The sequence below is a fragment of the Rahnella sp. BIGb0236 genome (assembly GCF_004364755.1).
GTDB classification, from domain to species: domain Bacteria; phylum Pseudomonadota; class Gammaproteobacteria; order Enterobacterales; family Enterobacteriaceae; genus Rahnella; species Rahnella victoriana.
Window position 1 is genome coordinate 18,425 of sequence record NZ_SOAO01000001.1, and the last position, 22,510, is coordinate 40,934.

19 protein-coding genes are annotated in these 22,510 nt (G+C 54.9%); 7 read left to right on the plus strand and 12 right to left on the minus strand.

Annotated features, from left to right (window positions below; translation table 11 throughout):
• Nucleotides 1-8 precede the first annotated feature (8 nt).
• On the minus strand, nucleotides 9-1,460 hold the full coding sequence (locus EDF78_RS00090) for an amidohydrolase family protein (RefSeq protein ID WP_133822188.1): 1,452 nt from the start codon (nucleotides 1,458-1,460) through the stop codon (nucleotides 9-11).
• Nucleotides 1,461-1,610: 150 nt separating this feature from the next.
• Here EDF78_RS00090 and EDF78_RS00095 point away from each other — a divergent pair, with 150 nt between their 5' ends.
• Nucleotides 1,611-3,047 (plus strand): 6-phospho-beta-glucosidase, encoded by a 1,437-nt coding sequence (locus EDF78_RS00095; RefSeq protein ID WP_133822189.1) that lies wholly within the window; start codon nucleotides 1,611-1,613, stop codon nucleotides 3,045-3,047.
• Between the two features lie 100 nt (nucleotides 3,048-3,147).
• Here EDF78_RS00095 and EDF78_RS00100 read toward each other — a convergent pair whose 3' ends face one another.
• Entirely contained in the window at nucleotides 3,148-4,041 is an 894-nt protein-coding gene (locus EDF78_RS00100) for a LysR family transcriptional regulator (protein ID WP_133822190.1), read from the minus strand.
• A 312-nt stretch (nucleotides 4,042-4,353) separates the two neighbouring features.
• Here EDF78_RS00100 and EDF78_RS00105 point away from each other — a divergent pair, with 312 nt between their 5' ends.
• Nucleotides 4,354-6,333, plus strand: a complete 1,980-nt coding sequence (locus EDF78_RS00105; RefSeq protein ID WP_131693023.1) for an alkyl sulfatase dimerization domain-containing protein — start codon at nucleotides 4,354-4,356, stop codon at nucleotides 6,331-6,333.
• Nucleotides 6,334-6,474: 141 nt separating this feature from the next.
• The gene (gene yajD, locus EDF78_RS00110) at nucleotides 6,475-6,822 is read left to right on the plus strand and encodes an HNH nuclease YajD (RefSeq protein WP_095925628.1); all 348 of its coding nucleotides are present in this window, start codon (nucleotides 6,475-6,477) and stop codon (nucleotides 6,820-6,822) included.
• Nucleotides 6,823-6,935: 113 nt separating this feature from the next.
• On the opposite strand, the gene EDF78_RS00115 is transcribed toward yajD, so the two are convergent.
• Both EDF78_RS00115 and umuC read right to left on the minus strand, forming a co-directional pair.
• On the minus strand, nucleotides 6,936-7,541 hold the full coding sequence (locus EDF78_RS00115) for a hypothetical protein (RefSeq protein ID WP_133822191.1): 606 nt from the start codon (nucleotides 7,539-7,541) through the stop codon (nucleotides 6,936-6,938).
• Between the two features lie 327 nt (nucleotides 7,542-7,868).
• Nucleotides 7,869-9,131 carry a translesion error-prone DNA polymerase V subunit UmuC gene (gene umuC, locus EDF78_RS00120; protein ID WP_133822192.1) on the minus strand — a complete coding sequence of 421 codons (1,263 nt, stop codon included), beginning with the start codon at nucleotides 9,129-9,131 and terminating at the stop codon, nucleotides 7,869-7,871.
• Between the two features lie 258 nt (nucleotides 9,132-9,389).
• Here umuC and EDF78_RS00125 point away from each other — a divergent pair, with 258 nt between their 5' ends.
• Nucleotides 9,390-11,078: a sensor histidine kinase gene (locus EDF78_RS00125; RefSeq protein ID WP_133822193.1), complete on the plus strand. Its 1,689-nt coding sequence runs from the start codon at nucleotides 9,390-9,392 to the stop codon at nucleotides 11,076-11,078.
• On the plus strand, nucleotides 11,072-11,791 hold the full coding sequence (btsR, locus tag EDF78_RS00130; protein ID WP_095925635.1) for a two-component system response regulator BtsR: 720 nt from the start codon (nucleotides 11,072-11,074) through the stop codon (nucleotides 11,789-11,791). Before EDF78_RS00125 ends, btsR begins: the two co-directional genes overlap by 7 nt.
• Nucleotides 11,792-11,821: 30 nt before the next feature.
• On the opposite strand, the gene yjiA is transcribed toward btsR, so the two are convergent.
• From yjiA to EDF78_RS00155, 5 genes are all read right to left on the minus strand, one after another.
• Complete coding sequence (yjiA, locus tag EDF78_RS00135; RefSeq protein ID WP_133822194.1) at nucleotides 11,822-12,784, minus strand: GTPase; 963 nt, start codon at nucleotides 12,782-12,784, stop codon at nucleotides 11,822-11,824.
• 13 nt (nucleotides 12,785-12,797) lie between these two features.
• Nucleotides 12,798-13,001 (minus strand): YbdD/YjiX family protein, encoded by a 204-nt coding sequence (locus tag EDF78_RS00140; protein ID WP_013578144.1) that lies wholly within the window; start codon nucleotides 12,999-13,001, stop codon nucleotides 12,798-12,800.
• 60 nt (nucleotides 13,002-13,061) lie between these two features.
• On the minus strand, nucleotides 13,062-15,215 hold the full coding sequence (locus EDF78_RS00145) for a carbon starvation CstA family protein (RefSeq protein ID WP_133822195.1): 2,154 nt from the start codon (nucleotides 15,213-15,215) through the stop codon (nucleotides 13,062-13,064).
• Between the two features lie 322 nt (nucleotides 15,216-15,537).
• Nucleotides 15,538-16,383, minus strand: coding sequence for an MBL fold metallo-hydrolase (locus EDF78_RS00150; RefSeq protein ID WP_133822196.1), 846 nt, complete (start codon nucleotides 16,381-16,383; stop codon nucleotides 15,538-15,540).
• 18 nt (nucleotides 16,384-16,401) lie between these two features.
• A complete protein-coding gene (locus tag EDF78_RS00155; RefSeq protein ID WP_133822197.1) occupies nucleotides 16,402-17,583 on the minus strand; it encodes an MFS transporter in 1,182 nt (393 codons plus the stop codon).
• 135 nt (nucleotides 17,584-17,718) lie between these two features.
• On the opposite strand from EDF78_RS00155, the gene EDF78_RS00160 reads away from it, so the two are divergent.
• Both EDF78_RS00160 and pagP read left to right on the plus strand, forming a co-directional pair.
• Entirely contained in the window at nucleotides 17,719-18,714 is a 996-nt protein-coding gene (locus EDF78_RS00160) for a LysR substrate-binding domain-containing protein (protein WP_243839397.1), read from the plus strand.
• Between the two features lie 60 nt (nucleotides 18,715-18,774).
• Nucleotides 18,775-19,362 carry a lipid IV(A) palmitoyltransferase PagP gene (gene pagP / locus EDF78_RS00165; protein ID WP_095925641.1) on the plus strand — a complete coding sequence of 196 codons (588 nt, stop codon included), beginning with the start codon at nucleotides 18,775-18,777 and terminating at the stop codon, nucleotides 19,360-19,362.
• Nucleotides 19,363-19,426: 64 nt separating this feature from the next.
• Here pagP and EDF78_RS00170 read toward each other — a convergent pair whose 3' ends face one another.
• Genes EDF78_RS00170 through EDF78_RS00180 form a run of 3 tightly spaced genes read right to left on the minus strand, consistent with a single transcriptional unit; the run spans nucleotide 19,427 to nucleotide 22,394 of the window.
• Nucleotides 19,427-20,389 carry a lysylphosphatidylglycerol synthase domain-containing protein gene (locus EDF78_RS00170; protein ID WP_133822199.1) on the minus strand — a complete coding sequence of 321 codons (963 nt, stop codon included), beginning with the start codon at nucleotides 20,387-20,389 and terminating at the stop codon, nucleotides 19,427-19,429.
• A complete protein-coding gene (gene clsB, locus EDF78_RS00175) occupies nucleotides 20,389-21,636 on the minus strand; it encodes a cardiolipin synthase ClsB (protein ID WP_133822200.1) in 1,248 nt (415 codons plus the stop codon). The genes EDF78_RS00170 and clsB overlap by 1 nt, the downstream gene beginning before the upstream one ends.
• On the minus strand, nucleotides 21,633-22,394 hold the full coding sequence (locus tag EDF78_RS00180; protein ID WP_133822201.1) for an endonuclease/exonuclease/phosphatase family protein: 762 nt from the start codon (nucleotides 22,392-22,394) through the stop codon (nucleotides 21,633-21,635). Before EDF78_RS00180 ends, clsB begins: the two co-directional genes overlap by 4 nt.
• Nucleotides 22,395-22,510 lie beyond the last annotated feature (116 nt).

Below are 22,510 nucleotides of genomic sequence, written 5' to 3' on the forward strand. Positions count from 1 at the left end.
CGATGTTTTTACAGCGTATTTTTAAGGATCTCCCCGTCTTTGACGATCACGCGAAACGCCTCTTCCGGCTGCGCAATCAGATCGATATCCGTCAGCGGATCGCCTGCCACCACAATCATATCGGCATACGCACCGGCTTCTATGACGCCAATTTTCCCCGGATAAGGATTGCGCGGGCCGGACAGGGCGCATAATTGGGCATTCACACTGGTGGCCATTTTCAGAATTTCCGGCGGCGTATACCAGCGTTTCAGCTTGGCTAACTGCGCGCCCTGACGGGTGGCGAGCAGGGCGTCAAACAAGGTGTCCGTGCCCCAGGCGGTGTCGATCTGATATTTTTTTGCCAGTTGATAGGCCGTGTCAGTGCCTGCCGACATCACCCGCTGCTTGGCGCGTGACGCCGGAGTGGCCATCGGCACGGCATCTTCATCGTTCAGGAAAGGTTGCAGACACCACCAGATGTGCTGTTTCGCCATCTGCTGCACGGTTTCCTCATCCACCAGCTGACCGTGTTCAATGCACTTCACGCCGCCTTTTATCGCCATGGTCACCGCCCGCGCGGTATACGCATGCACCGTGACGTACGTTCCCCAGTTTTCAGCCGCGGTGACGGCGGCCTGAATCTCCGCCACCGATCCTTCGGTGACATCAATGCCGTCATACAGGGACGCCACGCCGCCGCCCGCCATAAATTTCACCTGCGATGCGCCGCGCATCAGCTGTTCCCGTGCGCGCAGCAGCACCTGATCGGCACCGTCGGCAATCGCCGTAATGCCCACCCGTTCGATATAACTCAGGTTGTCTCCCGGCGCACGCGGCACTTCATGCAGCAGGCGAAAATCGCCGTGCCCGCCGGTTTGCGAGATAAAGGCGCCGGAAGGATAGATGCGCGGTCCGGCGGTGATGCGTTCGTCAATCGCCCGTTTCAGACCAAAAACCGGCCCGCCCATATCCCGCACGGTGGTAAAGCCGCGCAGCACCGTCGCCTTTGCCTCTGCAATCGCCAGCGCCTGGATATAACTGAAGTCAGCGGTCATGGCGGTCATCATCGACGGGCGGGCCATGATGGCGTGCCAGTGGGCGTCAATCAGCCCCGGCATCAGCACGCCGCCCGCCCCGTCAATGACGTCAATTCCGGCGGGCAGCGGTGTCCCCGCTGGCTCAACGGCGTTGATTTTATTGCCTTCGACAATGACCTGTAGCCCTTCGCGCAGGGCATCGGACACCCCGTCAAAAATACGCACGTTGATAAAGGCTTTCAGCGGCGCAGACGGGGCCGGGTTTTCGTCGTGTGGCGAACTGGCGTCGGACAGGGCAGCGGAAACCGTCGCGGCGGTGATTGGCGGGGCTTTTGCCGCTTCCTCTGTCAGCACGGTATTGATACGTCTGAACGCGGGGCTGTGACACAGACAGGCCTCAGAATGTTCATGGAGAGGGTAGATCAACGATATTTGTGGCATAACGCAACGCTCCTCATCGGATGCACGGATGTCATCAACGTATTGTATTCAGACGTAAAGTTAAGAAATAAATATAGCCGTCAATTATATGAGTTGTATTATCAGTTCATTGAATCAATAAGTTAATGGATTTTTTCAAGGAGAGTGGTGATGAAAGCGAAATTTCCGCAAGGTTTTATGTGGGGCGGGGCGACGGCGGCGAATCAGGTTGAAGGCGCTTACGATCAGGATGGCAAAGGCTTGTCGATTGTGGATGCCATTCCCGGCGGCAAGGCGCGCTTAAGTATTGTTTCCTCACCGGAATTCGATTTCACGCTGGATAGCGAAAAGTACACCTATCCGAACCACAAGGGCATCGATCACTATCACCGTTTTCAGGAAGATATCGCCCTGTTTGCCGAGATGGGGTTCAGGTGTTACCGTTTTTCTATCGCCTGGACGCGCATCTACCCGAACGGTATTGAACAGCAGCCGAACGAAGCGGGGCTGAAACATTATGACGCGGTGATCGACGCCTGTATCGCCCATGGCATTGAGCCGGTGATCACGATTTCCCACTATGAAATGCCGCTGCATCTGGCGACGGCGTTTGGCGGCTGGAAAAACCGCGAACTGATCGGCCACTTCGAACGCTTTGCCCGCACGGTCCTGACCCGCTTTGGTCATAAAGTGAAATACTGGATGACCTTTAACGAGATCAACAGCGCGGCGCATTTCCCGATCATGAGTCAGGGGCTGACGGTGAAAACCGGCGCGCTGGAGGCGCAGGCCAAATATCAGGCGTGGCATAACCAGTTTGTCGCCAGCAGTCTGGCGGTGAAAATCGCCCACGAAACGCGTGCAGAGATTCAGATCGGCTGCATGATCCTGTTTGCGACAAATTATGCCTACGATTGCAATCCGGTGAATCAGCTCGAAACCCTGAAAGAGACCCAGACGTTTAACTTCTACTGCGCCGACGTGCAGGCGGGCGGCAAATATCCGTACTACGCGAAACGTCTTTGGCAGTCGCAGGGCGTCGAACTGGATATTCAGCCGGGCGATCTGGATCTGATTAAACAGCATACGGTGGATTACATCGGTTTCAGTTATTACATGTCATCGACCATCAATAAAACCAATCCGGATGCCGTCTCCGCGCAGGGTAATCTGCTGGGCGGCGCACGAAATCCGTTCCTTGAGGCCAGCGAATGGGGCTGGGAAATCGACCCGGTGGGGCTGCGTATCGCCCTCAACCAGCTGTACGACCGTTATCAGAAGCCGCTGTTCATCGTGGAAAACGGTCTGGGCGCGGTGGATAAACCGGATGAAAACCACTTTATCGCCGACGATTACCGCATCAACTATCTGCGTCAGCATATTGAGGCGATGGCCGAAGCCATTGAAGACGGCGTCGAGCTGATGGGTTACACCCCGTGGGGCTGTATCGATCTGGTGAGTATGTCCACCGGTGAGATGAGCAAACGCTACGGCCTGATTTATGTCGATCTCGATGACAACATTTCCGGCACCGGCAACCGCTACAAAAAGAAATCTTTCCACTGGTATCAGAAGGTGATCAGCACCAACGGCGCGGATATTCGCTGACGCCGTCTGCTCTTCGCCGCATTCTCGCCCGGCTGGCGTAAACGAAAACGGCGACACAGTAAAATGTGTCGCCGTTTTGTCTTCTGCGCTTCTCCGGCGCTTAGCCGGAATAACGCAGGGTATCAATCATCAGCGCGAAGGCGGGCGGATGCTGTTTCCGGCTCGGGTAATACAGATAATAGCCGGGAAATTCAGGGCACCATTCCTGCAAGACCTGCACCAGTTCGCCGGATTTCACCTGATCCACAATCGTGTCTTCCGGCACACAGGCAATACCAAAACCGGACAGCGCCGCATCGATTCGTTCGGACAGCAGGTTAAAGGTCAGTTGCCCTTCCACCCTGACCTTCAGCGGTTTGTTGTCCTTTTCAAACTCCCAGTGATAGACGCCCCCGGCGGTCGGCAAACGCATATTGATGCAGCGGTGATGTTGCAGTTCATGCGGCGTCTGCGGGAGACCCTGTTGCGCAAAATACGCTGGCGCGCCGACAATCGCCATGCGCATATCCGGCCCGATCCTGACCGCCACCATGTCTTTATCGATACTTTCGCCAAGCCGCACACCGGCATCAAAACGGCCATCCACGATATTCACAAATCCATTATCCACCACCAGCTCAATGCTGATTTCCGGGTATTGCTTTAAAAACGGTTTCAGTTTGGGCCACAGCAGGCAGCGCGCCGAGTGTTCGCCCGCAGACAGTTTGATATTGCCGGAGGCCGACCCGTTCAGCTGGATCACCGCTTGCAGTTCCTGCTCCAGATCCGCCAGACGGGGTTCCAGGCAGGCGATAATTTTCTCACCGGCTTCGGTCGGTGCCACGCTTCGGGTGGTGCGGGTCAGCAGGCGCAGGTTTAAACGTTCTTCCAGAGCCTTTACCGCGTGGCTGAGCGCCGACTGAGAAACACCCAGCTTTCCCGCCGCCCGGGTAAAACTTCGCTCTCTCGCCACGACGAGGAAAATTTGCAGCTCATTGAAGTTCTCTTTCAGCACGGGGGATTTCCTTAAATTGACGGTAACAGCGTAAACAGCACTTATGAAAGCCGTTCATAGATGCATCCATTTTAGCCCGATTTCCGTTATGAATGGCAGGGGTTATCCTTTCCGCCGCACAGGCTGTAATAAATATCGCAAAAAGATAAATCTTAAAATTTTTATGTGGATAAGTTGCGATATGTAACATCTCTATTATCTTTTTTAAGAGTCATAAAAATTAATCCGGCGGCGCTGTACCCCGTGTGAGGCAGAGCGGCGGATTAATGACCCGATTCCCAACAGGGAATGATTACTTTTTGAGGATAAGGAATGAAACTTAAATTGATAGTCAAAAGTCTTGCTCTGGCAGGGCTGCTTTCATCCACAACGCTCACACCGCTCTATGCACAGGTTGCCCCGAAGGACGCCACGGCAGCCACCAAACAAGCCAATGACGCGCTTTATAATCAGCTTCCGTTCTCTGACAACACCGATTTTACCAATGCCCATAAAGGCTTCATTGCGGCAATCCCGGCTGATGTGATCAAAGGGGAACAGGGCAATGTGGTCTGGGATCCGCAGAAATATGCCTTTATCAAGGAAGGCGATAAAGCGCCGGACAGCGTGAATCCCAGCCTCTGGCGACAATCTCAGTTAATCAATATCAGCGGTCTGTTTGAAGTGACCGACGGCGTGTATCAGATCCGCAACCTCGATCTTTCCAATATGACCATTATTGAAGGGAAAGAAGGGATTACGGTGGTTGACCCCTTAGTGTCGGCAGAAACGGCAAAAGTGGGCATGGATTTATACTATAAAAATCGCGGCAAAAAGCCGGTGGTCGCGGTGATTTATACCCACAGCCACGTTGACCACTACGGTGGCGTGCGCGGCGTGGTTGACGAAGCGGATGTGAAATCCGGCAAGGTGAAAATTTATGCCCCGGCCGGATTTATGGATGAAGCGGTGTCCGAAAACATCATGGCCGGTAACGTCATGAGCCGCCGCGCCAGTTATATGTACGGCAACCTGCTGCAACCCGATGCGAAAGGACAGGTCGGTGCCGGGCTGGGGACAACCACCTCGGCCGGGACCGTCACGCTGATCGCGCCGACCAACTACATCACCAAAACCGGCCAGAAAGAGACCATCGACGGGCTGACCTACGATTTCATGATGGCGCCGGGTTCGGAAGCGCCTTCCGAGATGCTGTGGTATGTCGAAGAGAAAAAAATGATCGAAGCGGCAGAGGATATTACTCATACGCTGCATAACACCTACTCGCTGCGCGGGGCAAAAATTCGTGATCCGCTGGCGTGGTCAAAATACATAAACGATGCGATCAACCGCTGGGGCGATAAAGCGGAAATTATTATGGCGCAGCACCACTGGCCAACCTGGGGTAACGATAACGTCGTTAAGCTGATGAAAAGCCAGCGCGATATGTACCGCTACATCAACGACCAGACCCTGCGTCTGGCCAATACCGGCCTGACCCGTGATGAAATTGCGGCGAACTTCAAACTGCCGGATGGCTTAGCCAAAACCTGGGCCAGCCGCGGCTATTACGGCTCTGTCAGTCACGACGTCAAAGCCACCTATGTGCTGTATCTCGGCTGGTTTGACGGCAACCCGGCCACACTGGATGAACTGCCACCGGAAGAAGCCGCGAAGAAATTCGTCGATTACATGGGCGGAGCGGACAATATCCTGAAAAAAGCCAAAGAGGACTTTGATCAGGGGAATTACCGCTGGGTGGCGCAGGTGGTCAGCAAAGTGGTCTTTGCCGATCCGAATAACGAGGCGGCACGTCACCTCGAGGCGGATGCGCTGGAGCAGTTAGGCTATCAGGCGGAGTCTGGTCCGTGGCGTAACTTCTATCTGACCGGCGCGCAGGAACTGCGTAACGGCGTGCAAAAACTGCCAACGCCGAACACGGCCAGCCCGGATACGGTTAAAGCGATGTCGCCGGAGATGTTCTTCGACTACCTCGGCGTGCATATCAACGGCGAGAAAGCGGCGAATGCGAAGGCGGTATTTAACGTCGATCTGGGCAGTGACGGCGGCAAGTACAAGCTGGAGCTGGAAAATGGCGTGCTGAACCATACGGCGAATGCCGAAGCGAAAGACGCCGATGCCACCATTGTGCTGAACCGCGACACCCTGAATAAAATCATCCTGAAGGAAGAGACTCTGAAACAGGCTGAAGATAAAGGGGATGTGAAGGTGACCGGCAACGGTGCCAAACTGGACGAGATGCTGGGATACATGGATAAGTTTGAGTTCTGGTTCAATATCGTCACACCGTAATCTGTCTCTCCCTGTGGCATCCCCGCCACAGGGAGTTTCCTGCATTCACTTCCTGCTTTGCCATTTCTCCTTCTGTTCCCTTATGAGATATATTAGGCGCACTTTCGTTAAACGATCTCTCTATCACAGGTAACATCGGCAATGGCTCTGATCCCAAAAAACTATGCGCGGCTGGAAAGCGGCTACCGCGAGAAGGCCCTTAAAATCTATCCGTGGGTCTGCGGACGCTGCACGCGGGAATTTGTGTATTCAAACCTGCGGGAGTTAACGGTTCACCATATCGATCACGACCACACCAACAACCCGGAAGACGGCAGTAACTGGGAACTGTTGTGTCTGTATTGCCACGACCACGAACACTCGAAATACACCGAAGCTGACCAGTACGGCACCCGCGTGGTGGCAGGCGAGGACGCGCAAAACGATGTTGAGGCGGCGACGTACAATCCTTTTGCTGATTTGAAATCGATGTTTGATAAGAAGAAGTAAGGGCGGGGGCAGCTTGTGGGGGCTGCCTGCGAAAAGACTGTGTACGCTCATGGTTGAAAACCCACTGTCAAAATGAAGGCGTAAAAACACAGTCTTTTTTCAAAAAGCATCTTTCAAAGAAATACGTTATTTAGTAATGCCCTTTTTATACGCGTAATGGATATAAAAAGGTTAAAGTCGTTTACGTGTTTTCTAAGTTGGATGTAGCCAAATAACATGTGTGAGGAATAAATAATATATTGAATGCTTACGGGCAATCCACATAGTAAATACACCCAGCGTAAGGGGGAGGATTCTATGTTTTGCCAGAAGGTTATTGTGCCATACCCCACCAAAATACCTATTAAAAACATGAGGGTGGGTAACCACATGATATTGTTTTTTATAGTTACTTCAGAATCCTTATATTCATAAAAACTTTTACTTACGAATAAAGATTTGCAAAACTTTTCGTTTTTTTTACGACTTAATAAATAATACCTTAAAATGTAGTTGTTTAGCGGTATATGCTGAGATATTTTATACTCTAATGTTTTTAGTTCCTGTTTATACTTCTCAAGCGCATCGTCTTCATCAGTACACGTTGTGATGTAATTTATAGCTTCAGCTTTCTTTCCATCTGGCATTGAGAAAAAAGTGTCGAATATGAATACTTTTTTCAAATAAGGTAATACAGGGTTAAATAATTTAACGGCACTCGCCAGAGAAGCAATTTCCATTTTCCCACCATTTTTTATCCAGCCATGAGATAACAAGGTAAAAACATTTACATGCAGAAACGATTATTGAATAGCCTAACAAACAAAGTCAATTATACAAGACTGAAGGCATTAAGTTAGCGTATTTTTATCCGTGTAATGGCCCTTCCAGGCACATGACAGGCTAATTGATTATGCTTCACTTAGGTGGTTCATCCAAAAACAATCATTCCCAAAACTTGCAGAATAATCAGCGTGAGAACCTGGTTGGTTAATCGGTCATCTCATTTAGACCCTATCTTGTGACAATCTGTTATCCAGCTGGCGCTTATATCCGAATAAATCAGGCTAATGAGCAACGGGTACTTCCTCAAATCGCGTCGTATACGCCGGTGACAGCATGTCGCGTTTCATCGCCCAGCCGCGCTGGATCCCCTGACCGGCAAACCAGACTTTGCCGGTGCCTTTTTTGTGGATCTCATCCAGCGTTGCCATCAGTTGTTCGCTGTTTTTTCGTGGCTGATATTCATCGAATAAATTGAGCTGGGCGACGCCCTGACTGAAAAAGTCGCCCAGCATCACGCCGCCTTTCTGATAGCGATAGCCGGGTTGCCAGATCTGGTCGAGGCAGCGCACGGCGGCGCTGAGAATATCGCGGCTGTCCTGCGTCGGCGTCATGAGTTTGATCCCGGCATGAGGGCTGTAATAGGGGACGTTGGCGTCGTGCGGACTGGTTTTCACAAACGCCGACACATAGCGGCAATACTGATGCTCAGCGCGCAGTTTCTCGGCGGCGCGCACCGCGTAGTTGCAGATGGCTTCGCGCATGTCCTGATAGTCCGTGATGCGTTCGCCGAAAGAGCGTGAGCAGATGATCTGCTGTTTGGTCGGCACCGACTCCTCAAAGGCCAGACACGACTCGCCGCGCAGTTCGCGCACGGTGCGTTCCAGCACCACGCTGAAATGCTTGCGGATCAGGGCAGAAGGGCAGTCAGCCAGTTGCAGCGCGGTGGTGATCCCCAGCATGTTGAGTTTTTTGCTGATGCGCCGCCCGACGCCCCAGACTTCACTGACATCCACTTTTCCCATCAGGATCCGCTGATGGTCCGTGCGCGATAAATCGACCACGCCATGCGTCCCTTTCCACTTTTTCGCCGCAAAGTTTGCCAGTTTGGCCAGCGTTTTGGTGGGCGCAATGCCGACACCCACCATCAGGTGATTCTCCTTCCAGATCTTATCCTGCACTTGCTTACCGAACGCCGCCAGCGACATGCAGTTATCAATATTCGTGATATCCAGAAACGCCTCGTCGATGGAATAGATATCCACTGCGGGTGCCAGCAGTTCCAGCGAAGTCATTACCCGGCTGGACATGTCGGCGTACAGCGCGTAGTTGGATGAAAACACCGCCACGTTATGACGCCGGATGGTGTCACGCACTTTGAAAAAAGGTGCCCCCATCTCGATTTGTGCCTGTTTGGCGAGGGCATTGCGGGCAATGACGCAGCCGTCGTTATTCGACAAGACAATCACCGGCCGCCCGCGCAGATCCGGGCGGAATATGGTTTCGCAACTCGCGTAAAAGGAGTTCACATCAACGAGGGCAAACATGGTGGTGCGACCGCTGTAAGGAGTTCATTTTCGATACCCACAAGATACTGTTCATACATACAGTATAATCATGAGTAAGGGGAAGAGAAAAGTCCTAATGCGTTGTTGCCGCTATCTTGCTGACGGCGAAGGAAAGAAAATGTTTTGTAAGAAACGGCCAGGGCGGGCGCGGATTCTTCGGGCGGGGTCAAGGTAAAAATTATCTCAGCACGTTATATTGCCCGCTTGTTGGATTTTGGACACTTTGGATACACGGGAATGTACGAATTTAATCTGGTATTGCTGTTGTTACAGCAGATGTGCGTGTTTTTGGTGATTGCCTGGCTGATGAGTAAAACGCGGTTATTTATTCCGCTGGTTCAGGTCACGGTTCGCCTGCCGCATAAATTATTGTGCTATATCACCTTTTCTATTTTTTGCATCATGGGCACCTATTTCGGCCTGCATATCGAGGATTCTATCGCCAATACCCGTGCCATCGGCGCGGTGATGGGCGGATTGCTTGGCGGGCCGGTGGTCGGCGGTCTGGTCGGTCTGACCGGCGGTATCCACCGGTATTCGATGGGCGGCATGACGGCGCTGAGTTGCATGATTTCCACCATCGCCGAGGGATTATTAGGCGGTCTGGTACACAGCATTTTGATCAAACGCGGCCGCATCGATAAGGTGTTTAATCCGCTGGTGGCGGCCGGGGTGACGTTCGTCGCTGAGATCCTGCAAATGGTGATCATACTGCTGATCGCCCGGCCGTTTAACGATGCGCTCCATCTGGTCAGTAACATTGCCGCACCGATGATGGTCACCAATACGCTCGGTGCCGCGATGTTTATGCGCATTCTGCTGGATAAGCGGGCGATGTTCGAAAAATATACTTCGGCGTTTTCAGCCACGGCGCTGAAAGTGGCGGCCTCGACGGAAGGGATTTTGCGGCGCGGCTTTAACGAAGAAAACAGCATGAAGGTAGCGCAGGTGCTGCTGAAAGAGCTGGATATCGGCGCGGTGGCGATCACCGATCGCGAGAAATTGCTGGCCTTTACCGGCATCGGCGACGATCACCATCTGGTGGGCAAACCCATCGCCTCTGAGTATACCTGGCGCGCCATCGAGAACGATGAAGTGGTGTATGCCGACGGCAACGAGATGCCGTACCGCTGCTCGTTGCATCCCAATTGCAAACTGGGTTCCACGCTGGTGATCCCGCTGCGTGGCGAAAATCAGCGGGTGATTGGCACCATCAAGTTGTATGAAGTGCGTAACCGGCTGTTCAGTTCCATCAACCGCACGCTGGGCGAGGGGATTGCTCAGTTGCTGTCGGCGCAGATCCTCGCCGGGAAATTTGAACAGCAAAAAGCCCTGCTGGCGCAGTCGGAGATCAAACTGCTGCACGCGCAGGTCAATCCGCACTTCTTATTTAATGCCCTCAATACCCTGATGGCGGTGATCCGCCACGACAGCGATAAGGCCGGACAACTGGTTCAGTATCTGTCGACCTTCTTTCGCAAAAATCTCAAACGTTCCTCTGAAATCGTCACCCTGGCCGATGAGCTGGAGCATGTGAATGCCTATCTGCAAATCGAACTGGCCCGGTTTTCGTCCCGGCTCAACGTGGATTTACAGGTGCCGGATGAATTCTCTTTTCACAAACTTCCCGCTTTTACCCTGCAACCGCTGGTGGAAAATGCCATTAAACACGGCACTTCGCAGTTGCTGAGTAACGGCAATATTATTATTCGTGCTTACCGTGAAGGGCCGCGGGTGATCGTCGAAGTGGAAGATAATGCCGGGCTGTATCAGCCGGAAGAAAGCGGCGACGGATTAGGCATGAGTCTGGTCGATAAGCGTCTGCGGGCGCGCTTTGGCGACGATTTCGGCATTACCGTCAGCTGTAAACCTGATGATTTTACCCGCGTGACGTTACGTCTGCCGGTTGAGGGAGGGACATGTTAAGAGTTCTGATTGTTGATGATGAGCCGCTGGCGCTGGAGAATTTACGTTTACAGCTACAGGATGAAAGCGACATCGAGATTGTCGGCGAGTGTACCAACGCCATTGAAGCCATCGGTATGATCCACAAAATCCGCCCGGACATTGTGTTTCTGGATATCCAGATGCCGCGCATCAGCGGGCTGGAAATGGTCGGTATGCTCGATCAGCAGCACCGGCCGCACATCGTGTTTCTCACCGCATTTGAAGAATATGCCGTGCAGGCGTTCGAGCAGTGCGCGTTTGACTATCTGCTCAAGCCGATCCAGACGGCGCGGCTGCAAAAAACGCTGGGTCGTCTGCGTCAGGGTTATCAGGGCCAGGATGTCACGCAGTTGCCGCAATACCAGCAGCCGCTGAAGTTTATTCCGTGCATCAGCAGCAACCGTATCTGGCTGTTGCAGATGGAGGATGTGGCGTTTGTCAGCAGCCGGGTGGGCGGGGTGTATGTGACGCGGCAGGATGGCAAAGAAACTTTCACCGAACTGACCTTACGCACGCTGGAAGTGCGCACGCCATTGTTACGTTGTCACCGGCAGTATCTGGTAAACATGGATTATTTGCAGGAAATCCGTCTGGAGGATAAGAATCAGGCGGAACTGTTATTGCGCGATGGTCAGGTGGTGCCGGTCAGCCGTCGCTATCTGAAATCCTTAAAGGAGACGGTGGGGCTGTAAACCCCGCCGCTTTTCTTTTGGACACAGGACTCAGGCCGGTCGCAGCCGGTCAAAGGCTTCGCGGATTTGCGTTTCAGGTAACTGCACGCCGATGAAAACCAGTGCGCTGCGGGGCGTTTCGTCCGGCTGCCACGGGCGATCCCAGTCCGCACTGTACAGCCGCTGCACGCCCTGAAACAGCAGGCGGCACGGCTGGTCTTCTATCCATAACATCCCTTTATAGCGCAGCAGGTTATCGGCAAAACTGGCCAGCAACTCTTCCATCACGGCGGAAACCGCCGTCAGGCCGACCGGATAATCCAGTTCGACCACAATCGAAGAAACGGCGTTTTGCTGCGGCGCGAGGCGGTGGAATAACGGTTTTACCGCGAGCACGTTTTCTTCGAGCATAAATCCACGGGTATCGAACAACAACGCCGGATCGATATCACCCTGAACCATGTTATATACCGGCGCGCGGGCGTTGATGCGTTGCAACCGCGCGGTCAGTTCAGGATTGTCACCGGCCACATCCGTTTTGGTCAGCAGGATGCGGTCGGCATAACCAATCTGCGACTGCGCCAGCGGAAACTGATCCAGCTGCGACATAACATGTACCGCGTCCACCAGCGTGATCACGCCATCTAACACATACCGCTCGCAGATGACGTCATGGGCGAAAAAGGCCTGCAGGATCGGGCCGGGATCGGCCATGCCGGTGCATTCAATCATCAGCCGGTCAAACTGCACGTCGCCTTTATCCACGCTGTCGAGCAGATCCAGCAACGCCGCTTCCAGCTCGCCCGAACGGGTACAGCAGATGCAGCCGTTAGACAGCGTGGTTATGCGGGTTGCCCGGTCGCCAATCAGCTGGTTATCGAGGGGCATTTCGCCAAACTCATTCTCGATCACCGCAATTTTTATCTCCTGCTGTGTATGCAAAATCTGGCGCAGGAGCGTGGTTTTTCCGGCACCCAGAAAACCGGTTAATACTGTGACTGCAATCGGATCCATCGTTGTGCTCCTCTTAACAACAGCGCATTCCGCCTTTACCGTCCCCGCCGTAACGCGCCTGCTGGCGCTCACGGAAAAATTCCTCGTAAGTCATCGGTGGCGTGTCCGGGTGGTTGGTCTGCATATGCAGAACGTAGGTGTCGTAATCCGGTATGCCTACCAGCATACGTGCGGCCTGACCGAGGTATTTCTTCGCCGCACCTAAGTTGTCAAACATACGTACTCCCTGGTATTGATGCTGAAAAACCCCGCAGAACGGGGTTTCTCAGGCAAAGGGTTAGTGTCCGGAGACGGTTTTTATCCCTTCCGCCGGAACCGGAATATAAGGGGTTTCCTTATCGGTCCGTTTATCGGTTTTACGTGCCTGAAGGCAGGCGCGGATACCGTAAAAAATGATGCTGTACACCACAATCAGGAACAGAATACTCAGCCCGGCGTTGGTGTAGTTGTTGATCACAATGTGATGCATATTGCTGATCTGCTCCGGTGTCAGGCTCTCGCCGCCAGCAGCAATGCGTTCTTTATACTGACCGGCCATGTAGAAGAAGCCTTCCATCTGCGCATTGGTGCTGAACAGTTTCAGACCCAGCGCCCAGGTGGTGCAGATCAGCAGCCAGATGGCGGGCACCATGGTGACCCAGATGTACTTCGTGCGTTTCATTTTCACCAGCACCACGGTGGCGAGGATCAGCGCGACGGCAGCCAGCATCTGGTTTGAGATGCCGAACAGCGGCCACAGGCTTTTCACGCCACCCAGCGGATCGACCACGCCCTGATACAGCAGATAACCCCACAGCCCGACGCAGCCTGCGGTGCCGATAATCCCGGCGATCAGCGAGTCGGTTTTTTTCAGGAACGGCACAAAGTTACCCAGTAAATCCTGCAACATAAAGCGGCCGGAACGCGTACCCGCATCCAGCGCGGTCAGGATAAACAGCGCTTCAAACAGAATGCCGAAGTGATACCAGAAGCCCATATCCGCCAGCGGCATGATTTTGTGGAACACATGCGCAATACCTACGGCAAGCGTTGGTGCGCCACCGGCACGGTTCAGCACTGAGGGTTCGCCGATGTCTTTCGCGGTTTGCATAATCTGCTCAGGCGAGATCACAAATCCCCATGAACTGACGGTTGCCGCCGCGTGCGCCGTGACGTCTTTCAGCTGCGCCAGAATCATCGGTGCATTATCGCCGCCCAGTTCGTGCAGGTTTGGCATGGTAATGCCCAGACCGGCTGGCGGCGTATTCATGGCGAAGTATAAACCCGGCTCGATGATCGAGGCCGCGACCAGCGCCATTACCGCCACAAAGGATTCCATCAGCATCGCGCCGTAACCGATAAACCGTGCATCGGTTTCGCAGGCCAGCAGTTTAGGCGTGGTGCCGGAGGCGATCAGCGCGTGGAAACCGGACACCGCACCGCAGGCGATGGTGATAAACAGGAACGGGAACAGTGCGCCTTTCCACAACGGACCTGTGCCGTCGATGTACTGGGTCAGGGCAGGCATTTTCAGTTCAGGATTGAGGATCACGATGCCGATCGCCAGCCCGACGATCACGCCGATTTTCAGGAACGTGGCCAGATAGTCACGCGGTGCCAGAATCAGCCACACCGGCAACAGGGCAGAGACAAAGGCATAACCAATCAGGGTAAAAGTGATGGTGGTGTCTTTGAAGGTCAGCGCCGGACCCCAGTAAGGATCGCTGGCGATAACGCCGCCGAAATAGATTGAAGCGACCAGCAGAACCACGCCAATCACCGAGATCTCACCCACGCGACCCGGCCGGATAAAGCGCATGTAGATGCCCATAAACAGGGCGATCGGCACCGTCGAACAGACGGTAAACACGCCCCACGGGCTTTCTGCCAGCGCTTTCACCACGATTAAAGCCAGCACCGCCAGAATAATAATCATGATCAGGAAGCAGCCGAACAGGGCAATGGTGCCCGGCACCGGCCCCATCTCTTCTTTGATCATCTCGCCCAGAGACGCGCCGTTACGGCGTGAAGAGATAAACAGCACCATAAAGTCCTGCACCGCACCGGCCAGCACCACACCGGCCAGCAACCACAGCACACCCGGCAGATAGCCCATTTGCGCGGCAAGCACCGGACCGACTAACGGACCGGCACCGGCGATGGCGGCAAAGTGGTGACCGAACAGCACATTGCGGTTGGTCGGCACATAGTTCAGACCGTCGTTGTTCACCACGGCAGGCGTGGAGCGCGACGGGTCAAGTTTCATGACCTTTTGCGCGATATACAGGCTGTAATAACGATAGGCCACCAGATAAACCGACACGGAGGCCACGACGATCCATAACGCACTGATGTGTTCACCCCGCCGCAGGGCGACGACGCCCAGACAGCAGGCACCGAGGATCGCAACAATCATCCACGGTAAGTGCCTGAAGAAAGCTTTTTTATTCATAAATAACCCGGTTATTTTAAAAGACTGACGAAAAACCCTTCTCTGTTTGGTTTAATTGAGGAATGGCTGGCAGAGAAGTGGGATCTGTTTTATTGCGGCTATAGGGTGCCAAAATCAGCGGTGCAAAGGCGGGAAACCTGATTAGCGGTCACAGAGGGAGATAAACGGTAATAACACGGATTAAGCGGCAAACGACGGCATGAATGCCGGGAAATCTGTGAGTCAGATCACGTGGAGAGACTCAGCCCCTGCGCAGGAACTGAGTCTGAAAAGTCTGAGGGGGGCTTTTATCAGGCGAAAAGCCCGTCACCGGCACTAAAAATCATCCCCGCCCGTGCTGATGTAAGGTATATCCCCCGTCACAGCAGTCGCGGATCTTGCCCATTCCCGAGACGTGCGGACCGGCGATCAGCGTCTCTTCAGTGGCAAGCTGTGCCAGCAATTTCACGCGGGTCGCCAGCGCCTGCGGCGGATCCATATCAAATCCGATGCTCCAGTGCGGATAGCGCAACTGCAACAGGGTCGAATGCACCACGTCTCCCCAGATAAGCAAACGCTGGCCACCGCCGGTGATCTCAATCCCACTGTGGCCGGGGGTGTGCCCGTGCAGCGGCACCAGCCGGACACCGGGGAGCACCTCTGCGTTGGCCGCCACTGTTTTCACCGCGCCTTCATATGCCCGTAACACCGAAGCAATCAGGGCGAAAAGCCCCGATGTGACCAGATGCGGATAATCTTCCTGCGACGTCGCGCGGGTCCAGAATGTCAGCTCTTCCTCTGAAACATACAGGGTGGCCTGCGGATAAAGCGGCATGCCGTCTTGCGTGATCAGCCCGCCAATATGATCTTCATGCAAATGGGACAGGATAATCCCTCCGACCTGATCCAGCGTGAACCCGGCGTTTTGCAGTGCGGCCGGTGCCCTGCCGAATCGCGGACCGAGTTCACGACCGCAACCGGCATCAATCAGCCACAACTGATCCTCTTTTTTCAGGGCAAAGGCGTTAATGGGTTCCGGCGATGGCCCGGTCGCAGGCAAACCCACGCTTTTATACAGTGCTTCGCCCTCAGCGGATTTGGATGCGGGGATAAAATCCGTGTCGCAGAGAAAAATTCCGTCCTGCAATGTAATGAGGGTGAAGTCCCCGATCTGATGTTGTTCAATCATAAAAAGCTCCTTGTCGTGTTAAAAAAGGCGTGTCAGCCGGACGCACAGCGCCAGAAGGGCGGAAGCGGCGGCCATTACCATCACGGCGGTCCAGCCACCGTGTTCCCAGGCCAGACTGGCGGCGGCAGAACCGGCCGCGCCGAAAGCAAACTGTGCCGCCATGAAAACGGTGTTAAAGCGGCCTCGTGCGCTTCCCGCCGCGCGGAGTATCAGACTCTGATGACTGATCAGCGAAATTTGCAGGCCGGTGGTCATCATCACTACGCCGATGCCCAGCCCGGTCAGGGTCTGCATCGGGATCATCAGCAGGAAACTGGCCGCGACCAGCAGCACGCCGGAAAGTGCGGCGTGCTGTGGCCCTCGTTTACCCGTGACTCGCAGACCAAAGGGCGCCAGCACGGCACCGGCAAGCGCCACCACGCCGAACAGACCGGCACTGCCGCTGTCGAGGCCAAAGCGGGGCGTCTGAAGCAACAGCGCCAGAATTGTCCAGAACGCGCTGAAGCCGAAAAACAGCAGACTTTGCGTCAGCGCGGCGTTCCTGAGAACGGGTTCGTGACGTGCGAGGGTAAACAGTGAGCGGAGTAATTGCGGGTAGGCGGGCTGGCGATCCGGCTGGCTGCGCGGCAGCCTTATGGCAAGGCAGCCCATCATCAGCACAGACAGCAGCGCACCCAGCAGGAAAACCGAACGCCAGCCATACCATGCGCCCATGAAACCACTGACGGTTCGGGCAAGCAGTACGCCCGCCAGCAGCCCGCTGGTTAAGGTCGCCAGCACCGATTCACGGCGCAAAGACGAGGTGAGTCCGGCGGCATGCGGGATCATCTGCTGCGCAATAGTGGCGAACACCCCTGTCAGCATCGAAGAAAAGGCAAGGCTATATATGCCGGGAGAAAGACTGGCGGCCACCATGGCCAGCGTCAGCCCGAGGCACTGAAGCAGTATCAGCGTCCGTCGCTCCATCTTGTCGCCCAGCGGCACCAGCAGAATGAGTCCGAGGGCGTAGCCTGTCTGGGTTGTGGTGGCGATCAGACCGGATGCCGTACCGAAATCATTGGCAATCATGCCCAGCAGCGGCTGATTGTAATACTGGCTGCCTACCGCGATCCCTGTCGCGGCCGCCATCATCAGCACCTGTCCCTGGCTGAGGTCAGGGTTGTCCGGCGAACTGAGCGGGACTGCATGAAATTTACACATAAAAACTCCTTCCCACCGGCAGGCAGCGGGACAAAGGTAACGCCGGGTATGAGCCGTCGGAGGATGGCGTGATATTGACGGAATGAATAACATCTGGGAAATTGATAGCAGGCATACCAACTATCTCTGAAAATGATGAAAACACCGACACTGAGAAACCTCGATCTGAATCTGCTTTATGCGTTTACCATTTTGATGGAAGAGCTGAATGTCAGCCGCGCAGCAGAGCGGATGTACATCGGACAGCCGGGACTCTCCGGCGCACTTCGCCGTCTGCGGGAAGCCCTGGGCGACGAACTTTTTATCCGTGTGGGACGCAAGTTACAGCCGACGCCGCGTGCGCTGGCGATAGCGCCGGACATCGCCAGCGCGTTAGCAACGATCGAACGCACGGTGCAGCCGCCGGATGCTTTCGATCCGGCAACGTGGGAAGGGGAATTTCGGGTCGGGTTGTGCGATAACCTGGAAATGGCATTTTTCGGTGGATTGACCGCGCGTGTCCGTGAACTGGCACCGCATGCGCGGGTCGTGGCGGTGGCCGCGACCAAACGTGATTCGGTATCGTTGCTGGAGGAAGGGGCTTACGATTTCAGCGTGGCCGTACACGGTGAACCGGCGTCGTGGCATATCCGCCAGCCGCTTTTTGATCAGCATCTGAAATGCCTGTACGACCCGCAGCGTCTTCTTCTGACACAGCCGTTAAGCATGGAAGAGTATGGAAACCGGCAGCACGTTATTGTGTCATCGGTGGGGAATGACGTCCGCGAGGTGGATGCCTTTTTGCAACTCGCCGGTGTCAGCCGGGAGATTGTCGCCAGCGTATCGCGCTACTCCGCCGTCGGCCCGGTATTGCAGGCCATACCGGCCATCGCGACCGTGCCTGAAACAGTGGCGCATTGCATGGCGCGGTTGTATGGCCTGAGTGTCTGCGACACACCTCCCGATTTCCCGGTCGAACCGATTTCACTGCTTTACCGCAAAGTGGATGAGGTAAAGGGAAGCGCCGTCTGGTTCCGGCAACTGTTTTCCGACGTCGCCCTGCAGGCATTAAAGGATTCAGGGTGTTTGCCTGAAGGCGTGCGTTCTTCTGAGCCTGAACTGCGAAATCGCAATCTCGGGTCAGACGGATAACTTTCCACTTCCCGACTATCATTTACTCAAACAGAACTGAAATTAAACCTTGGTGGACTTATGACAGGGAAGAAAAATTACGTTTTACTCATCGCGTTGTTCTGCCTGGTGTTTAATGTCGCCGCTGAGACTGCCGGCACGATGAACGACACGGCAGGCGGCGTATCCGGCTTATGGCAGGATTTCAAAGACAACGTCTCGCAGACCTGGAATGAACCGCAATATACCGATATCTATCTGCCGTTTCTCAGCTGGCATAACCGCTATATGTACGATAAGCACAAAACCGATAATTATAATGAGATGCCGTGGGGCGGCGGGATCGGCGTCTCGCGCTATACGCCAGAGGGCAACTGGAGCGGGCTTTTTGCGATGGTCTTTCAGGATTCCCACCGGGAATGGCAACCCGCCGCCGGTTACGGCTGGGAGAAAGGCTGGTATTTAACCCAAAGCAAAGACCTGCGCCTTGGCCTGGGTTTAGCGGGGGGAATTACCGCCCGGGATGACTTCGCGAATTACGTGCCGCTGCCTTTTGTCTTTCCGCTGTTCTCTGCGGGCTATAAAAATATCAATCTGCAGTTCACCTATATTCCGGGCACTTACAACAACGGCAATGTGCTTTTTGCGTGGCTGAGAGCGGGCTTTTAGCGGTTCTTCTGCGTAAGCATTCACCGGCCATGCCGCTCAGTTTTGCGCGTCTTTCCCCGGAAGGTCATTCCGCCATGGCCTTCTCGTTTTTCGCCCGCAATTTCTTCGCCCGGCTTTCCAGCAGCAGATAGCACACCAGCGCCAGCAGCAGCGGCAGGAAGTAGTAAAGCATGCGATAGGCCAGCAGGGCGGCGATAATCGCCCCCTGCGAGGTGTGTTCTCCCGCCAGCAGCGCGATAAACACCGCTTCCAGCACGCCAATCCCCGCCGGAATATGCACGATGACCCCGGCGATACTGCTGACTAACAGCACGCCCAGCACAAAGAAATAGTTGACCTCCTGACCCAGCAGCAGCCAGATAATCGCCGCCATGGCCATCCAGTTGGCGGCGGAAATCACCATCTGCGCCAGCGCAAATTTAAACGACGGCAGCACCAGTTTTTGGCCTTTCACCGTCATATGGCGGTGTTTCGCAAAGGCGCAGAACCAGACGTAAACCGCCACCATCGCCAGCAGCGCAATGCCGACAATGCGCAATGTGCCGTCGCTGATGTACCAGTGCGAAGGGAGATCCACCACGCCGGAGGTGAAAATAATGCCGCCCAGCAAAATATAGCCAAGCCAGTTGGTGGAAATGCTCAGCGAGAAAATGCGCGTGATCGTGCCGCCGGGCAGACCCAGACGGGAGTAAAGCCGGTAGCGCATACCAATGCCGCCAACCCAGGTGCTGAGCGTGAGGTTAAAGGCGTAGCAGATAAATGACACCAGCATGACCTGACGGGCGGCGAGTTTGTGTCCGCAGTAGGCGCGGGCGAGCAGATCGTAACAGCCGTACAGCAGATAGCTGACAATCACCAGCCCCACCGACATCAGCAGTGTCGTGCGGTTGTAATGGCGGATGACCTGCCACACGTCTTGCCAGTTGACCGTGCGGGCGTAAACCACCAGCAGCACGGCCACGGCGATAAAGAAAATCCCGGTGAGGATTTTTTTCGCCAGACGCCATTTTGGATGCGATGCAGACATCAGGGTTTCACCTCCGAATTCTCTGTCGTCACCCGATCCTGCGTTTCAATTTCGGGTTGTACGGGCGGCGCTACCTGAGAAAGCCTTGGCGTGTGTGCCGGTAGCCAGCCGACCATTGCCGGGAATTTACGCAGAAAGTGGAACGCCACCACGCTTTTCGTCAGGTTCCACCAGGTGCGTTTCGGGGCCATGGTTTCATCCACACGCTGGCAGTCTTCGGCAATAATCCCGTGGAGATCCTCACGCAGCGTCTGGTTAAAGGTACGGTCATGGATAATGAGATTGGCTTCAAGGTTGAGCGACAAACTCAGCGGATCGAGATTGCTGGAGCCGACCGTCGCCCAGTGCGCGTCCATCAGTGCGACCTTGCCGTGCAGCGGGCGGCGGCGATATTCATACACCTGCACACCGCCTTTCAGCAGATAGTTGTACAGCAGCTCCGCGCCGACTTTCACAATCGGCATATCCGGATTGCCCTGCACGATGAGTTTCACCCGCACCCCGCGTCGTGCCGCATTGCGCATGGCGTGCAGCAGACGGTAGCCGGGAAAGAAATAAGCGTTGGCGATAATCACTTCACGCTTCGCGCTGGACAGCATTTTCAGATAGTGACGCTCAATATCATCACTGTGATCGTCGTTATCGCGCCAGACAAACAGCGCCTGCGCCTCGCCGGGCTGGCGATTTTCGGCGGCATGATAGCGCCGACGTTGCTGCCACCACCGGCGGGTTTGCGACTGATCGGGCAGGTTTTCCAGCTCAAACTGTAAAATGTCATCCACCACCGGACCTTCTACCCGCACGGCATAATCCTGCTTGGCCTCGGGACCGTAACTGGTCACATGCTCGGCGGAGTAATTGATCCCGCCGACAAACGCCACCGTACTGTCGATGACAACAATTTTACGGTGCATACGGCGGAACAGATTGGTGCGCATCCCCAGCAGCCGCTGACGCGGGTCGTAATAGCGGAACACCACGCCTGCGGACGTCAGTTCGCTGATGAAGTGCTCGCTCAGATCCGCCGATCCATACCCGTCGAGCAGCACCTGAACGTCGATACCACGCTGTGCGGCGCGCAGCAGCACCGCATGCAACTGGCGGCCCACGTTATCTTCAAACCAGATAAAGGTTTCGAGGATCACTTTCCGCTGAGCGTTATCGATAGCCTCGAATAACGCCGGGTAATATTCGTCGCCATTTACCAGAAGCCGGATGTGGTTGCCTTCCCGCCATGCGCTGTTCATAAGTGGATCTCCGCGCTTAACGGCGCATGGTCGGACAGATGACGCCAGTGACGCAACGGCAGCGTGGCGGGCGCGCTGGCATTGGCATTTTTCACATAGATCCGGTCGAGACGCAGGAGTGGCAGACTGACCGGGAAAGTGCGCGCCGGACGCCCTCTGGCGCGGGTGAAAATCTCATCCAGCCCCGCCTGCGTTTTGAGCGGGTAGCTGGCCTTCTGCCGCCAGTCGTTGAAATCGCCCGCGACCAGCACCGGTTCTCCCTCCGGGAACGCGTTCACCCAGTCGGCCAGAATGGTCAACTGCGCCTGACGGTGCGCTTCGCGCAGCCCAAGATGCACACAAATCACATGGACAGGATACTCAAGCTGCGGCGGCACGATGCGGCAGTACAGCAGGCCACGGTTCTCACTGCCTTCCACCGACACGTCGCGATTCTCATAATGTTCAATGGGATAGCGTGACAGCACGGCATTACCGTGATGACCTTCGGGGTAGACCGCGTTGCGCCCGTAGGCGTAGTCGCTCCACATGGTGTCAGCAAGAAACTCGTAATGGGTGGTGTCCGGCCAGTTTTCCACATGCAACGGATGCACTTCGTGCGCGCCCATCACTTCCTGCAGGCAGACGATATCAGCGCCGACGGTGCGTACCGCATCGCGCAACTCGGGTAAAATGAAGCGTTTATTAAACGCAGCGAAGCCCTTATGGGTATTAATCGTCAGTACCTTCAACGAAAACTGTCGGGGTTGTGGGGTCATGTCTTCTCCTGCGTGTGCCACTATCCTGATGAAAATAAAGTATAGTTTCTGTCACGAAAAAGAGGCGCGGTTACAGATTTCTCCGTAAAACCGTTTCCCCGGCAGTCGTTTTGCGG